Annotated in this window: 12 protein-coding genes; 8 read left to right on the top strand and 4 right to left on the bottom strand. The window is 67.8% G+C overall.

Annotation, left to right across the window (positions count from 1 at the left end; all coding sequences use genetic code 11):
- Nucleotides 1-15 precede the first annotated feature (15 nt).
- Together EJI01_RS16910 and acnB are read left to right on the top strand one after the other, a co-directional pair.
- The gene (locus tag EJI01_RS16910; RefSeq protein ID WP_126838303.1) at nt 16-588 is read left to right on the top strand and encodes a hypothetical protein; all 573 of its coding nucleotides are present in this window, start codon (nt 16-18) and stop codon (nt 586-588) included.
- Between the two features lie 68 nt (nt 589-656).
- Nucleotides 657-3242 carry a bifunctional aconitate hydratase 2/2-methylisocitrate dehydratase gene (gene acnB, locus EJI01_RS16915; protein WP_126838304.1) on the top strand — a complete coding sequence of 862 codons (2586 nt, stop codon included), beginning with the start codon at nt 657-659 and terminating at the stop codon, nt 3240-3242.
- Between the two features lie 38 nt (nt 3243-3280).
- Here the strand turns inward: acnB and EJI01_RS16920 are convergent, their stop codons facing one another.
- Nucleotides 3281-4114: a helix-turn-helix domain-containing protein gene (locus tag EJI01_RS16920; protein WP_126838305.1), complete on the bottom strand. Its 834-nt coding sequence runs from the start codon at nt 4112-4114 to the stop codon at nt 3281-3283.
- Nucleotides 4115-4245: 131 nt separating this feature from the next.
- On the opposite strand from EJI01_RS16920, the gene EJI01_RS16925 reads away from it, so the two are divergent.
- Both EJI01_RS16925 and EJI01_RS16930 read left to right on the top strand, forming a co-directional pair.
- Complete coding sequence (locus EJI01_RS16925; RefSeq protein WP_126838306.1) at nt 4246-4662, top strand: hypothetical protein; 417 nt, start codon at nt 4246-4248, stop codon at nt 4660-4662.
- A gap of 95 nt (nt 4663-4757) precedes the next feature.
- Nucleotides 4758-7631 (top strand): aconitate hydratase, encoded by a 2874-nt coding sequence (locus EJI01_RS16930; protein WP_126838307.1) that lies wholly within the window; start codon nt 4758-4760, stop codon nt 7629-7631.
- An 80-nt stretch (nt 7632-7711) separates the two neighbouring features.
- Here the strand turns inward: EJI01_RS16930 and EJI01_RS16935 are convergent, their stop codons facing one another.
- On the bottom strand, nt 7712-9115 hold the full coding sequence (locus EJI01_RS16935; RefSeq protein ID WP_126838308.1) for a C13 family peptidase: 1404 nt from the start codon (nt 9113-9115) through the stop codon (nt 7712-7714).
- Nucleotides 9116-9213: 98 nt separating this feature from the next.
- Here EJI01_RS16935 and EJI01_RS16940 point away from each other — a divergent pair, with 98 nt between their 5' ends.
- The 4 genes from EJI01_RS16940 to EJI01_RS16955 are packed head-to-tail and all read left to right on the top strand — an operon-like array spanning nt 9214 to nt 12864.
- Nucleotides 9214-9501 carry a FeoA family protein gene (locus EJI01_RS16940; protein ID WP_260602491.1) on the top strand — a complete coding sequence of 96 codons (288 nt, stop codon included), beginning with the start codon at nt 9214-9216 and terminating at the stop codon, nt 9499-9501.
- Nucleotides 9494-11392 (top strand): ferrous iron transporter B, encoded by a 1899-nt coding sequence (locus EJI01_RS16945; protein WP_126838309.1) that lies wholly within the window; start codon nt 9494-9496, stop codon nt 11390-11392. The genes EJI01_RS16940 and EJI01_RS16945 overlap by 8 nt, the downstream gene beginning before the upstream one ends.
- A 1-nt stretch (nt 11393) precedes the next feature.
- Nucleotides 11394-11675, top strand: a complete 282-nt coding sequence (locus EJI01_RS16950; protein WP_260602492.1) for a DUF6587 family protein — start codon at nt 11394-11396, stop codon at nt 11673-11675.
- 7 nt (nt 11676-11682) lie between these two features.
- On the top strand, nt 11683-12864 hold the full coding sequence (locus tag EJI01_RS16955; protein ID WP_126838310.1) for an FAD-dependent monooxygenase: 1182 nt from the start codon (nt 11683-11685) through the stop codon (nt 12862-12864).
- 4 nt (nt 12865-12868) lie between these two features.
- Here EJI01_RS16955 and EJI01_RS16960 read toward each other — a convergent pair whose 3' ends face one another.
- Entirely contained in the window at nt 12869-14116 is a 1248-nt protein-coding gene (locus EJI01_RS16960) for an SMI1/KNR4 family protein (RefSeq protein ID WP_126838311.1), read from the bottom strand.
- 34 nt (nt 14117-14150) lie between these two features.
- Nucleotides 14151-14987 carry a tryptophan 2,3-dioxygenase gene (gene kynA / locus EJI01_RS16965; protein ID WP_126838312.1) on the bottom strand — a complete coding sequence of 279 codons (837 nt, stop codon included), beginning with the start codon at nt 14985-14987 and terminating at the stop codon, nt 14151-14153.
- Between the last annotated feature and the right edge of the window lie 11 nt (nt 14988-14998).

Genomic DNA, 14998 nt, shown 5'->3' on the forward strand with positions numbered 1-14998 from the left:
CAAAGGAAAACTCCCATGAAGAAACTTGTTCTTGCCGCTGCCGTCGCACTGGCATTGCCGTTCGCCGCGGTCGCCCAGGGCTCGGGCACCGCCCCTGCCAAGCCGGCGGCAAAACCGGCCGCCAAGACAGCCGAGAAGCCGCCTGCGAAGAAGCGCCAAGTCACGCGCAAGGCCGCCAAGGCCGTCGAGGAAGTGACGCCGATCGCCGATGACGCCAACGTCACGCTGACCGATGCCGATCTCGCAGTCGCTAAGCGCGTGCACACCGGCAAGATCCAGTGCGAACTGGGCGCCGACGTCACCGTGACCGCCGACGACAAGAAGCCCGGCTTCTTCACCGTCTCGACCAAGGGCGCGCGCTACCGCATGCATCCGGTCGAAAGCCGCACCGGTGCGATCCGCCTCGAAGACCCCAAGGCCGGCGCGATGTGGCTGCAGATCGCCAACAAGTCGATGCTGATGAACCAGAAGCAGGGCCTGCGCCTCGCCGACGAATGCCAGGCGCCCGAGCAGCTGGCAGCTTCCGAAGAGCTGAAGAAGAACCCGCCGAAGAGCCTATTCGAAGGCTCGGACGCCCCCAAGAAGTAAACCAAACCCAAGGTGCCGGCGGCCCGCCTTTTGCTTAGGCCGCCACTGGTTACAGATCCGGAGAAAAGATGTTGCAAGCCTACGTTGACCATGTCGCCGAGCGCGCCGCGCTCGGCATCCCGCCGCTGCCGCTGTCGGCCCAGCAGACCAGCGAGCTCATCGAGCTGCTGAAGAACGCCACCGCCAAGGATGGCGAATTCCTGCTGAACCTGCTGACGCACCGCGTGCCTGCCGGCGTGGACGATGCGGCCAAGGTCAAGGCGAGCTACCTGGCGGCCGTGGCCCACGGCAGCGAGAAGAGCACGCTGATCTCGCGCGCCCATGCCACGGAACTGCTGGGCACCATGCTCGGCGGCTACAACATCAGCCCGCTGATCGACCTGCTCGACGACGCCGAGGTGGGCGCCGTCGCGGCCGAAGGCCTGAAGAAGACCTTGCTGATGTTCGACCAGTTCCACGACGTCAAGGAAAAGGCCGACAAGGGCAACGCGAATGCCAAGGCGGTGCTGCAGAGCTGGGCCGATGCCGAGTGGTTCACCAGCCGGCCCGAGGTGCCGCAGAGCCTCACCATCACCGTGTTCAAGGTGACCGGCGAGACCAATACCGACGACCTGTCGCCCGCACCGGACGCCACCACGCGTCCCGACATCCCGATGCACGCGCTGGCCATGCTCAAGAACGCGCGTCCCGGCATCACGCCGGAAGAAGACGGCAAGCGCGGCCCGGTCAAGTTCATCGAGTCGCTGAAGGAAAAGGGCCACCTGATCGCCTACGTGGGCGATGTGGTCGGCACCGGATCGTCGCGCAAGAGCGCCACCAATTCGGTGCTCTGGTTCACCGGCCAGGACATCCCCTTCATCCCCAACAAGCGCTTCGGCGGCGTGTGCCTGGGCAACAAGATCGCGCCGATCTTCTACAACACGATGGAAGACGCGGGTGCGCTGCCGATCGAGCTCGACGTGAGCCAGATGGAGATGGGCGACGTGGTCGAGCTGCGTCCTTACGAGGGCAAGGCGCTGAAGGACGGCAAGGTCATTGCCGAGTTCAAGCTCAAGAGCGACGTGCTGTTCGACGAAGTGCGCGCCGGCGGCCGCATTCCGCTGATCATCGGCCGCGGCCTCACGGCCAAGGCACGCGAAGCGCTGGGCCTGCCGGTCTCGACGCTGTTCCGCCTGCCGGTCAGCCCGGCCGACTCGAAGAAGGGCTATTCGCTGGCGCAGAAGATGGTCGGCCGCGCCTGCGGCCTGCCCGAAGGCCAGGGCGTGCGCCCTGGCACCTACTGCGAGCCGAAGATGACCAGCGTGGGCTCGCAGGACACCACCGGCCCGATGACCCGCGACGAGCTGAAGGACCTGGCCTGCCTGGGCTTCAGCGCCGACCTCGTGATGCAGTCCTTCTGCCATACGGCGGCCTACCCGAAGAAGGTCGACGTCAAGATGCACCACGAGCTGCCCGACTTCATGAGCAATCGCGGCGGCGTCTCGCTGCGCCCGGGCGACGGCGTGATCCACTCGTGGCTCAACCGCCTGCTGACGCCCGACACCGTCGGCACCGGCGGCGACAGCCACACACGCTTCCCGATCGGCATCAGCTTCCCGGCCGGTTCGGGCCTGGTGGCCTTCGCGGCCGCGACCGGCGTGATGCCGCTGGACATGCCCGAGTCGGTGCTGGTGCGCTTCAAGGGCACGATGCAGCCGGGCGTCACGCTGCGCGATCTGGTCAACGCGATTCCGCTCTATGCGATCAAGTCCGGCCTGCTCACGGTCGAGAAGAAGGGCAAGAAGAACATCTTCTCGGGCCGCATCCTCGAGATCGAAGGCCTGCCGGATCTCAAGGTCGAACAGGCCTTCGAACTGAGCGACGCCTCGGCCGAGCGTTCGGCCGCCGGCTGCACGGTGCACCTCAACAAGGAACCGATCATCGAGTACATCAACAGCAACATCACGCTGATGCGCTGGATGATCGCCGAGGGCTATGCCGACGGTCGCACGCTGGCCCGCCGCATCGCCGCGCAGGAAGCCTGGCTGAAGGATCCGCAGCTGCTCAAGGGCGACGCCGATGCCGAATACGCCGCCGTGATCGAGATCGACCTGGCCGACATCCAGGAGCCTATCGTGGCCTGCCCGAACGACCCCGACGACGTGAAGACGCTGTCGGACGTGGCCGGCGCCAAGATCGACGAAGTGTTTATCGGCTCGTGCATGACCAACATCGGCCACTTCCGCGCGGCCTCGAAGCTGCTCGAAGGCAAGCGCGACATCCCGGTCAAGCTGTGGATCGCGCCGCCGACGAAGATGGATGCGCAGCAACTCACCGAGGAAGGCCACTACGGCGTATTCGGCAACGCGGGTGCGCGCACCGAGATGCCGGGCTGCTCGTTGTGCATGGGCAACCAGGCGCAGGTGCGCGAAGGCGCGACCGTGATGTCGACCAGCACGCGCAACTTCCCCAACCGCCTGGGCAAGAACACCAACGTGTACCTCGGCAGCGCCGAACTGGCCGCGATCTGCTCGCGCCTCGGCCGCATTCCGACCAGGGAAGAGTACATGGCCGGCGTCGGCGTGCTCGATGCGTCGAGCGCGCAGATCTACCAGTACCTGAACTTCGACAAGATCGAGGACTACCGGGGCGTGGCCGATACGGTCGCGGCCTGACCGTAGTTCGCCGCCAGGCGCACAAGCAAAGCCCGCCTTCAGGCGGGCTTTTTTTCTCCTTCGTGGAGCGCTGCCAGTGCTGCGGCCGTCTGCGAGTCCGCCGGAAAGAAGGACTCCACCGCCAGTTCCTGCAGCGTGACGTCCACCGGCGTGCCGAAGATGGTGGTGGTGCTGATGAAGCTCAGCACGCCCTGCGGCGTCACGAACTGGAAGGGGACCACCACGCCGTTGAGCTCGCCGCCTGCGGCAGGCGTGTCGTGGCTGACGTTCGGCGCCGGGTAGGCCGCCAGTTCGTCGTGCAATGCCGCGAGCGTTGCGTCACCCGTGGCCGCGATCTGCTGCTGCAGCCGCTCGAGCAGGTGCGCGCGCCACTGGGCCAGGTTCGCGATGCGCGAGGCCACGCCCTCGGGGTGCAGGCTCAGCCGCAGCACGTTGACCGGCGGCTTCAGCAGCTCCGGCGAGGCGCCGGCCATCAGCAGCGGCACGAGCGCGTTGTACGCCACCAGGTTCCAGTGGCGATCGACCGCCAGCGCCGGGAAGGGCTCATGCCCCTTGAGCACCAAGTCCACCGCCCGGCGCGCCGAGGCGAGGGCAGGGTCGTCGAGCGAGCGCTGCCGGTACATCGGCGCATAGCCGGCCGCCACCAGCAGCGTGTTGCGCTCGCGCAGCGGCACTTCGAGCCGCTCGGCGAGGCGCAGCACCATCTCGCGGCTGGGTTCCGCGCGGCCGGTTTCGACATAGCTCAGGTGGCGCGTCGAGACCTGGGCCTCGTGCGCCAGATCGAGCTGGCTCAGGCGGCGGTGCTGGCGCCAGTGGCGCAGATGGGTGCCGAAGGAATCGGCCGCGGTAGGAGGTGTGCTGTGGGAGCTCATGGCTGCCATCCTAGTGAAGCCGCGCGCCGCGGCCATGACCTCCCACGTCATCGACCGTCGGCCGCGCCGCCGGAATGATGGACCCCAACGCGGCAGGAAGGGCCTGCAGCGTGCAACACAAGGAGTCCTTCATGTCCGTCTTCGCCTCTTCCCGTTTTCTGCCCCGCGTGATGTGGGCCGATGCTGCCTCGTGTGCCGCGACCGGGGCGTTGCAGGTCGCTTTCACCGGCGCGCTGGCCCGGCTGACCGGCCTGCCCGCCCCCTTGCTGCTGGGCACCGGCGTCTTCCTGCTGATCTATGCGGCCGCTGCGGCCTGGATGGCCAGCCGGGCCGTCCCGCCGCGCCGGCTGATCGGGCTGGTGGTCCTCGGCAACTTCGGCTGGGCCGCGGCCTGCGTTGCGCTGCTGGCCATCGCTGGGGCCGCGATCGCGCCGCTCGGCTGGGCCTGGGTGATCGCCCAGGCCGTGACCGTGGTCGTGCTGGCCGAGCTGCAATGGATGGGCCTGCGCCACAGCCGGCCGGCGGCCCGCGGCGCGGTCGCGGCATGAACCCACGCAGCGCCGGGGCGCGCTCCCCGACTACAGCCCCTGTCATCGATCCCTGCTATCTTTGAGGCGCTTCCACGAATCACAGGAGTCCCCTCATGGCCAAAGAACCGGCGCACGCTTTTGCCCCCATGCTCAAGACCTTCAAGACCGCATCGGGCAAAGCCGGTAAATACTGGTCACTCAAGGAACTCGCGAAGCAATATCCCAACGTCGACAAGCTGCCGGTGTCGATCCGCATCGTGCTCGAATCGGTGCTGCGCAACTGCGACGGCAAGAAGGTCACCGCCGAACACATCGAGCAGCTCGCCAACTGGGCGCCCAACGCGGAGCGCACCGACGAGATTCCTTTCGTCGTGACCCGCGTGGTGCTGCAGGACTTCACCGGTGTGCCGCTGCTCGCGGACCTCGCCGCCATGCGCAGCGTGGCGCAGTCGCTGGGCAAGTCGCCCAAGACCATCGAGCCGCTGGTGCCGGTGGACCTGGTGGTCGACCACTCGGTGATGGTGGACCACTACGGCACGCCCAAGGCGCTCGACCTCAACATGAAGCTCGAGTTCCAGCGCAACAACGAGCGCTACCAGTTCATGAAGTGGGGCATGCAGGCCTTCGACACCTTCGGCGTGGTGCCGCCCGGCTTCGGCATCGTGCACCAGGTCAACCTCGAGTACTTCGCGCGCGGCGTCTACAAGAGCCCGAACGACGACGGTGACCCGCCGGTCTACTACCCCGATTCGCTGGTCGGCACCGACAGCCACACCACCATGATCAACGGCATCGGCGTGGTCGGATGGGGCGTGGGCGGCATCGAAGCCGAGGCCGCGATGCTGGGCCAGCCGGTTTACATGCTCACGCCCGACGTGGTGGGCTTCGAGCTCGGCGGCAAGCTGCGCGAAGGCGTCACGGCCACCGACCTGGTGCTCTACGTCACGGCCATCCTGCGCGCCGAGAAGGTGGTGGGCAAGTTCGTCGAGTTCTTCGGACCCGGCGCAGCATCGATCACGGTGCCCGACCGCGCGACCATCGGCAACATGGCGCCCGAGTACGGCGCGACCATGGGCTTCTTCCCGGTCGACGAGATGACAGTGGCCTACTTCAAGGGCACCGGCCGCACCGACAAGGAGATCGAGCGCTTCGAGGCCTACTACAAGGCGCAGGGCCTCTTCGGCATGCCGGCGCCGGGTGAATTGAACTACACCAAGGTCGTCAAGCTCGACCTCGGCACCGTAACGCCCAGCCTCGCCGGCCCCAAGCGCCCGCAGGACCGCATCGATCTCGGCCATCTCGCGACCAAGTTCTCCGAGCTCTACAGCAAGCCCAACGAGGCCAACGGCTTCAACCAGCCGGCCGACAAGCTCAAGGTACGTTATCCGCTGCCGCACGACCGCAACGGCGAGTCGGCGGAGCAGGAGCCGCCCGATCCGCATCCGGGCGCCCCGCGCCCGGTGGTCGAAATGGCCGACAACAAGCCGACGTCGGAGTCGGCGCACGTCGGCGACACCGCAGCCCATGTGAAAGCCAGCGGCGTGACCATCGGCAACGGCGACGTGCTGATCGCCGCCATCACCTCCTGCACCAACACATCGAATCCCAGTGTGCTGCTGGCTGCCGGCCTGCTGGCCAAGAAGGCGGTGGAGGCGGGGCTGACGGTCAAGCCGCACATCAAGACCTCGCTGGCGCCGGGCTCGCGCATCGTGACCGAGTACCTCGAGAAGGCGGGCCTCCTGCCATACCTCGAGAAGCTCGGCTTCTACCTGGCGGGCTACGGCTGCACCACCTGCATCGGCAATGCCGGCGACCTGGCGCCCGAGATCAACGAGGCGATCACCAAGAACAACCTCGTGGGCGCGGCCGTGCTTTCGGGCAACCGCAACTTCGAAGCGCGCATCCATCCGAACATCAAGGCCAACTTCCTGGCCTCGCCGCCGCTGGTGGTGGCCTATGCCATCGCGGGCAACGTGATGGTCGACCTCATGACCCAGCCGGTGGGCAAGGGCAAGCAGGGCAAGGACGTCTACCTCGGCGACATCTGGCCCAGCATGAAGGAGATCGACGAGAACCTGCGCTATGCGATGGATGCAAAGGCCTTCCGCAAGAACTACGAGCAGATCGCGGTCAACCCGGGCAAGCTGTGGAGCAGCATCAAGGGGACGGCCGGACAGGTGTACGACTGGCCCAAGTCCACCTACATCGCCGAGCCGCCTTTCTTCGAGGGCTTCAGGATGGAGCCGCACGCATCGGACGCCGGCTTCACCGGGGCGCGCATCATGGCGCTCTTCGGCGACTCGATCACCACCGACCACATCTCGCCGGCCGGCTCGATCAAGGAAAGCTCGCCGGCGGGAATCTGGCTCAAGGCGCATGGCGTGCAAAAGGCCGACTTCAACAGCTACGGCTCGCGCCGCGGCAACCATGACGTGATGATGCGCGGCACCTTCGCCAACGTGCGCATCAAGAACCTCATGATTCCGCCGGGCCCGGACGGCTCGCGCGAGGAGGGCGGCGTGACGCTGTTCCAGCCGGGCAACGAGAAGATGTTCATCTACGACGCGGCGATGAAGTACATCGAGCAAGGCGTGCCCACCGTCATCTTCGGCGGCGAGGAGTACGGCACCGGGTCGTCGCGCGACTGGGCGGCCAAGGGCACGCAGCTGCTGGGCATCAAGGCTGTGGTGGCGCGAAGCTTCGAGCGCATCCACCGCGCCAACCTGGTCGGCATGGGCGTGCTGCCGCTTCAGTTCCGCGGCGCCGATTCATGGGAGAGCCTGGGGCTCGCCGGCGACGAGAAGATCGATGTCGTGATCGGCGGCGAACTCAAGCCGCAGATGGACGTCAAGATCGTGGTGCACCGTCCCGACGGCAGCCACCAGGAAGTGACGGTGCGCCTGCGCATCGACACGCCGATCGAGGTCGACTACTACAAACACGGAGGGATCCTGCCTTTTGTGCTCAGGCAGCTCCTCGCTGCCTGAGCACACAGGCAGAGCCTGCCTCTGTGGCCGGCACGCGGCCGCGTGCCGGTGTGCTGCGGCAGCTCCTCGCTGCCTGACCTTCAGTTGCTGTCGAGCCGCTTCGCCAGGCGCTCGAGCACCGGGCGGATGCCTTCGCCGACCTGGATCTGCGGATTCGAGAAGCCGTCGTCCTTGCCGGCGTCGATTTCGCGCTGGCGAATCAAGGGCACGGCCGCCGCGAAGGCTGCTTCGAAGGAGTGGCTCTTGCGCAGTTCCTCGTTGAATACCGCGCGGCCGAAGAAGGTGAGTTCGGACAGCTTGCCGCAACCGTAGGAGGTGTGCTGGGCATCGGCGGCGGTCATGACGAGGCTGTGCTCGGTGGCAAGAGGCTCGATCCAGCCGCCCGAATAGCAGGCGGAGATCGCGATCACGCGGTGCCGGATGCCGGCCGCGTCGAGCGCTCCGCGCACTTCCTGCGGCGTCAGCCACGGCACGGTCAGCGGCCAGTGCGTGGCGGCGAGCTTGAAGTCCCGCGCGCCGTGCGAGGTCATGTAGAGCACCAGCACGTCGCGCTCGCGGTCCATGCGCTCGGCCAGCGCTTCCACGGCGCGCCGCAGGTTCAGCGGCGTCGCCCAGGGGAGTTCCTGCGTGGTGGTCGCGTGGTTGACCAGGCGCAGTACGCGCCCCTTGGCGTCGAAACGCTCTTCGAGCAGCGTGGCCACCATGGCGCTTTCGCGCAGGAAGACGTCTTCCGAGGCATAGGGGGCGAACACCAGTCCGTAGACATGGGATTCGCCGTCCGGCCGCGGCGCCAGCTCGGCGACGGCGCGCTGCCACACGGCCTGCTGTTCCTCGAAGGTCTCCTGCGTCAGCTGCAGCCGGGGCCGCTCCGGCGCCGCCGAGGCGCTGTGGTCCGGCTGCCAGACCCGCTCGCGGTCCTGCATGCTCTGCCAGATGCCTATGGCAGTGATGGCAAGCATGCCGGGCACGAAGAGGGCCAGGCGCATGCGCGAAGGCGCGCAGCGCGCCATCAGGCGCACCGAGCTTAGGAGCCAGCACGCGATCAAGCTGCCGTAGACCGCCCAGAAGCCCGAGGTGGTGGTGAGCGGTTGCGGCAACCAGCCCCGGAAGTAGGCGAGGGCGAAGCCCGCCATGAGCAGGTTCCATGGCACGGAGGCCCAGGTGAAGAGCGCGAACCAGCGGCTGACGCTGGCAGCCGGTGACAGCGCCGCCCAACCGACCCACAGCGTGAGGGCGGTGGCCCACCAGGCATTCAGCTCAGCGGCCGGGTGGAAGGTGGCCGGGCCGTCGATCTGGAGCCGTTCGATGCCCAGCACCAGCAGGAGCGGGATCAGCACGATGAGCATCAACTGCCAGGGGCTGGGCGAGGCCGCGATGCGAGGGGCCAGGAGCACCGAGGCGCGCAGGCCTTCGACGATCCAATGCCAGAAGCTGGGACGGCGTTGCACGTCGTGTGCGGGTAGGTCGGGATGCTCGTCTGTCATGCCCGGATGATGCCTTGCAGGCAGGGATCTTCGGCCCCGATTCGCCAAACGCCGGCGTTTTCGAGAATAATTCTCATTTTGACGATTGGATTCCGCGGGTGACCACCACGAACGGCGCAGCCTTGGCCGCCATCAGCCTCGACCAGCTTCCCAACAACCAGTGGGCGACCGTGCTCGATGTGCTTCAGCCCGAAGAGACGGAAGGCCGCGAGCTGGTGCTGCGGCTGACCGAGATCGGCTTCGTGCCCGGCGAGGCGGTGCGCATCGTCGCCAACGGCGTACCGGGCCGCGAGCCGCTGGCCGTGCGCCTGGGCCACACCACCTTCGCGCTGCGCCGCCACGAGGCCTCGTTCATCCGCGTGATGCCGGGAGCGGCGCATGGTTGAAGCGACGCTGAACTTCCAGCCCGGCGCCTCTGTCTCGTCGGCGCCGCCGGGCCGCATCGCGCTGCTGGGCAATCCCAACTGCGGCAAGACGGCGCTGTTCAACCTGCTCACCGGCAGCCGCCAGAAAGTGGCCAACTACGCCGGCGTGACGGTCGAGCGAAAGGAGGGCCTGCTGCGCACCGCGGCGGGCCGGCGCGTGTTCGTGCTCGACCTGCCGGGCGCCTACAGCCTCAATGCCCTCTCGGCCGACGAGGCGGTGACGCGCGACGTGGTCACCGGCAGAAGCCAGGAGGCGCTGCCCGATCTGCTGGTGTGCGTGACCGACGCCACCAACCTGCGGCTCAACCTGCGGCTGGTGCTCGAGGCCAAGCGCCTGGGCCTGCCGATGGTGGTGGCGCTGAACATGGCCGACATGGCGAAGAAGCAGGGCATCGTGGTCGATGTCGCGCTGCTGTCGCGCGAACTCGGCGTGCCGGTGATCCAGACCGTCGGCGTGCATGCGGGCGGCGCCAAGGGCCTGCTCGAGGCGCTCGATGCGCCGGTGGCGGTCGCGGCGCCCCAGCCGTGGCAGGCGCCCGGGCTCGACGATGTGCTCGCCACGCAGCGCGAGGTGCGGCGCATCCTCGACGTGGCGGTGCGCGAGCCGGTCGGCAGCCTGGCCGCCAGCGACCGCATCGACCGCGTGGTGATGCATCCGGTGTGGGGCGTGCTGGTGCTCGCCGTCACGCTGTTCCTGATGTTCCAGGCCGTGTTCAGCTGGGCCAACGTGCCGATGGATGCAATCAAGGACGCAACCGCCGCCCTCGGCGAGCTCATCAAGCGCTTCGTGCCCGAGGGCATGCTGCAGAGCCTGCTGGTCGACGGCATCATCGCCGGCGTGGGCGGCGTGATCGTGTTCCTGCCGCAGATCCTGATCCTGTTCCTGTTCATCCTTGCGTTGGAAGATTCCGGCTACCTGCCGCGCGCGGCCTTCCTGCTCGACCGCGTGATGGGCACGGTGGGCTTGTCGGGCCGGTCCTTTATTCCGCTGCTGTCGAGCTTCGCCTGCGCCATTCCGGGCGTGATGGCCACGCGCACCATCAGCAACTGGCGCGACCGGCTCACCACGATCATGATTGCGCCGCTGATGACCTGCTCGGCGCGCCTGCCTGTCTATGCGCTCCTGATCGCGGCCTTCATCCCGGCGCGCACCGTGGGTGGCGTGTTCAATCTGCAAGGCGTGGTGCTGTTCGCGCTCTACGTGTTCGGCATCGTCTCTGCGATGGCGGTGGCCTGGGTCATGAAGCGCTTCCGCGGCAGCCGGCAGCATTCGCCGCTGATGATGGAGCTGCCGGCCTACCGCTGGCCCAGCCTGCGCAACCTGGCGCTGGGCCTTTATGAACGGGCGTGGATCTTCATCCAGCGCGTGGGCACGATCATCCTCACGCTCACGATCCTGCTGTGGTTCCTCTCGACCTTCCCGTCGCCGCCCGAGGGTGCGACCGGCCCGGCGATCCAGTACAGCCTGGCCGGCATGATCGGCCGCGGGCTGGAGCACATCTTCGCGCCCATCGGCTTCAACTGGCAGATCTCGATCGCGCTGGTGCCGGGCATGGCGGCGCGCGAGGTGGCGGTGGGTGCGCTCGGCACGGTGTATGCGCTGTCGGCCACCGGCGATGACGTCGCGGGCCAGCTGGAGCCGCTGATCGCCGGCGGCTGGTCGCTCGCCACGGCGCTGTCGCTCCTGGTCTGGTATGTGTTCGCGCCGCAATGCATCTCGACGCTGGCCGCGGTCAAGCGCGAGACCGGATCGTGGCGCTACGTGTGGATCATGGCCGGCTATTTGTTCGCGCTCGCCTACATTGCGTGCTGGATAACCTATAGGGTTGCTCTGGCACTCACAGGAGGATGAGATGACACAACAGATCATCGTCGGGCTGATCGTCGCGCTGGCCGCGATCTATGCGGTCTGGCGCTGGATGCCCGCCGGCTGGCGCCGCGCCGCGGCGGCCCGGCTCGCGTCGGGCACGCAGCGCGCGGGCCTGGTCGATGCGGAGCGGGCACGGCAGTTGGCCGACTCGCTCGCCAAGAGTTCGGGCTGCGGTTCGTGCGACAGCTGCGGCAGTTGCGGCACCACCAAGAGCGGTCCTGCGGCAGCGCCGGATCGCGCAAAGCCAGCAACGCGCGCGCATTGAGCGGGGCATGCCGGCCGCTCACATCCTGATCGCAGGCGGGGGCATTGCGGGTTTGGCGAGCGCGCTCGCATTGGCCCGGCGCCGTCATCGCATCGACCTGTTCGAACAGGCCGTGGCCTTCGGCGAGGTCGGCGCCGGCATCCAGCTCGGCCCCAACGTCACGCGCCGGCTGCAATCGCTGGGCGTGTGGGAGCCGCTCGTGCGCATCGCGGCGCGGCCCGAGTCGCTGGTGGTGCGCAGCGCGACCGGTGGCCGCGAAATCGCCCGCCTGCAGCTCGGCAACGCCATGCTGCGAAGCTACGGCTCCCCTTACCTTTGCGTGCACCGTGCCGACCTGCATGCGCTGCTGTTGGCAGCCGTGCGCGGCAGCGGCGCCGTCACGCTCAACACCGGTGCACGCGTCGACCAGGCGGTGGCGCGCGCCGGCGCGGTTTGCGTGTCGAGCACGGACTCGAGAGCCTGGGAGGGCGATGCGCTGATCGGCGCCGACGGCCTCTGGAGCGCAGTGCGTTCGCGCGTGATTGAGGATTCACCGCCGCCGCGCGCGACCGGTCACACGGCCTGGCGCGCGTTGATCGAGCAGTCGGCGCTGCCTGCGGCGCTGCGCAGCACGCAGATCACGGTCTGGCTCGGGCCGCGGCTGCATGCGGTGGCCTATCCGGTTCGGCGTGGCGATGCGCTCAATGTCGTGGTGCTGGCCGAGGCCGCGCCGGCCGGCGATGCCCGCGACTGGGACCAGGCGAGCAGCCTGGCTGCGCTGCAGACGGCTGTCGGTCGAACCTGCGCAAGCCTGCAGGCGCTGCTGGAAGCGATGCCTTCCTGGGGCGCGTGGACGCTCAGCGACCGTGCGCCGCTCACTGGACCCGAGCAGATGGCCAGCGAACGCGTGGCCCTGGCCGGTGATGCGGCACATCCGATGCTGCCCTATCTGGCACAGGGTGCCGGCATGGCGATCGAGGACGCGGTGGCGCTCGCCGATGCGCTGGACGGCGGCGATTCGGAAGCCGTGCCCGCAGCCCTGGCGCGCTACGCCGCCGCGCGCTGGGAGCGCAACGCCCAGGTGCAGGCGCGGGCGCGGCGCAACGGCGAGATCTTTCATGCCACCGGCTTGGTGCGCATGGGCCGCGACGCGGCCCTGAGACTGTTCGGCGCACGACTGCTCGATCAGCCCTGGCTCTACGGCGCCTGAATTTTCAGAGGCTGAAGCTTTGGAGGTGGTCGACGCGTGTGGCCAGGCCGTTCGCGCCGAGGTAGTGGCTGACCTTGCCGGTGCGTACTTCGGCCAGCGAGGTCTCCAGTTCGGCGAGCATGTTGTTCCTCACCGCTTCGAAGGCAGCCGGCAGGTCGTCGCGCTTGCGCCCGTAGGCATCGGCGATCAGGCGCGCGGCAGCGGGTGCACCGCAGGCCACGCACTCGGCGACGGCCGTCGCGCTGGGCTCGGCGCCGTGCTCGAGCAGTAGCTCGACGAGCTCGGGCGAGACCGCGCTGTCGATGTAGTCGAGCGCGTCCGGCGCCACCGGCGCGCCGGCACGCACCAGTGCGGCCGCCGCGGCATGGGCACCATGGCTCAGCGCCAGATCGGTGGCGATGGCGCTGCCTTGCAGCGGGCCGTCGAGTGCCACGCCGACAGCGGCCAGCCCTTCGACCAGCCCGGCATCGTCGGTTGCGACCGCGTGGCGCAATGCGATGCGCGAGAGCGGGCCGTCCTGGCCCAGCGTGCCATCGGCCAGCGGCGTCTTCCAGTCGACCGTGGCGCGACGGTAGAACGCGACCAGCTTGTCCATCAGCTCCAGGGATAGGCCGTGCGTTTCATGACGCTCGTCGAGATAGGCGAGCAGCGCTTGTCCGGTGAAGTAGTCGCCGGCCGGTTCGAGCGGGTCTTCGTCCAGGTGCAGCACGGCGAAGGCCGCGGTGAGATCGTGTGCCACGGTGGTCAATCCGTCTTCGTGCAGCGCATGCGCCCAGGCCTCGGGGAGGCCCTGCTTCCACGCCAGGATGTGGCCGTAGTCCGCACCGGGCTCGACCACGGCGTAGATGCGGTCGCTGTGTTCGAAGCCGCCGAAGGGGAGGGTAGTGAGCTTTCCGTCCCAGGGCTGGTCGCCCGCCGCAGCGGCTTCCTGCGCTACTTGCCGTTCGTGATCGATCCAGCCCTGCAGGTCGTGGTAGCCGTCGCTGCCGTTCCAGAACAGCTCGCTCCAGCTGACGGCTTCTTCGTTGCCGTTCATGCGCAGGTGGAGGTCGTAGTCGATGCGCCCGCCCGCGGTCTGCTGCCAGAGCGCGACGAGTTCGGGCGGGATCGGCCCGGCGCACAGGGCCTGTACCGCGGCGATCTGCTCGAAGGGCATCGGCGGCCGGGCATCGAAGATCACGCGCTCGGCAAAGAGCACGATGCCGTGCTTGCGCAGAAGGGCCAGTTCGTCGTCGGCAAAGTCGTCGCTCATCGTCGTCTCCCGGTTTGTTATCGAGAAGGCGGCTCTAGAGATCCGTGCGCAGCTTCCAGATCTCCGGGAACAGCACCACATCGAGCATCTTGCGCAGATAGCTTACCCCGCCGGTGCCGCCCGTGCCACGTTTGAAGCCGATCACGCGCTCGACCGTAGTCACGTGGCGGAAGCGCCAGAGGCGAAAGGCGTCCTCCAGGTCGGTCAACTCCTCGCCGAGCTGGTAGATGTCCCAGTGCGCCTTCGGGTTGCGGTAGGCCACGAGCCATGCCTGCTCGACGCCGTCACTGAGTTCATAGGGCTTGGTCCAGTCACGCTCGAGGTGATCGGCCGGAATGTGCAGCCCGCGGCGCGCCAGCAGACGCAGCGCCTCGTCGTACAGAGAAGGCGCGCGCCACGCCGCCTCAACCTCGGCCAGCAGCTCGGGGCGGTGCGCATGCGGCTTGAGCATGGCGGCGTTCTTGTTGCCGAGCGCGAACTCGATGCAGCGGTATTGCCAGCTCTGGAAGCCGCTGGAGCTGCCGAGGTAGGGCCGCATCGCGCTGTACTCGGGCGGGGTCATGGTCGCCAGCACATCCCAGGCGTGCACCAGCTGCTCCATGATGCGCGAGACGCGCGCCAGCATCTTGAAGGCGCTGGACAGGTCGTCGTCCGCAATGCAGCGGATCGCGGCGCGCAGCTCGTGCAGCATGAGCTTCATCCACAGCTCGCTGGTCTGGTGCTGCACGATGAAGAGCAGCTCGTCGTGCGCCGGCGAGCGCGGATGCTGGGCGTTGAGGATGACGTCGAGGCTCAGGTAGTCGCTGTAGCTCATCGAGGCGCTGAAGTCGAGCTGCGCCTTCTCTTCGTGGACGATTTTTTCGGTGCTCATAAACGTCCCTC

Origin of the sequence: Variovorax sp. MHTC-1 (assembly GCF_003984645.1) — a bacterium.
GTDB lineage: Bacteria > Pseudomonadota > Gammaproteobacteria > Burkholderiales > Burkholderiaceae_C > Variovorax.

Excerpts from the sequence above, each read along its gene's own strand:
- EJI01_RS16930 (WP_126838307.1), top strand. The coding sequence starts at position 4,758 with ATGGCCAAAGAACCGGCGCACGCTTTTGCCCCCATGCTCAAGACCTTC.
- EJI01_RS16925 (WP_126838306.1), top strand. The coding sequence starts at position 4,246 with ATGTCCGTCTTCGCCTCTTCCCGTTTTCTGCCCCGCGTGATGTGGGCC.
- kynA (WP_126838312.1), bottom strand. The coding sequence starts at position 14,987 with ATGAGCACCGAAAAAATCGTCCACGAAGAGAAGGCGCAGCTCGACTTC.
- EJI01_RS16950 (WP_260602492.1), top strand. The coding sequence starts at position 11,394 with ATGACACAACAGATCATCGTCGGGCTGATCGTCGCGCTGGCCGCGATC.
- acnB (WP_126838304.1), top strand. The coding sequence starts at position 657 with ATGTTGCAAGCCTACGTTGACCATGTCGCCGAGCGCGCCGCGCTCGGC.
- EJI01_RS16960 (WP_126838311.1), bottom strand. The coding sequence starts at position 14,116 with ATGAGCGACGACTTTGCCGACGACGAACTGGCCCTTCTGCGCAAGCAC.
- EJI01_RS16920 (WP_126838305.1), bottom strand. The coding sequence starts at position 4,114 with ATGAGCTCCCACAGCACACCTCCTACCGCGGCCGATTCCTTCGGCACC.
- EJI01_RS16945 (WP_126838309.1), top strand. The coding sequence starts at position 9,494 with ATGGTTGAAGCGACGCTGAACTTCCAGCCCGGCGCCTCTGTCTCGTCG.
- EJI01_RS16935 (WP_126838308.1), bottom strand. The coding sequence starts at position 9,115 with ATGACAGACGAGCATCCCGACCTACCCGCACACGACGTGCAACGCCGT.
- EJI01_RS16955 (WP_126838310.1), top strand. The coding sequence starts at position 11,683 with ATGCCGGCCGCTCACATCCTGATCGCAGGCGGGGGCATTGCGGGTTTG.
- EJI01_RS16910 (WP_126838303.1), top strand. The coding sequence starts at position 16 with ATGAAGAAACTTGTTCTTGCCGCTGCCGTCGCACTGGCATTGCCGTTC.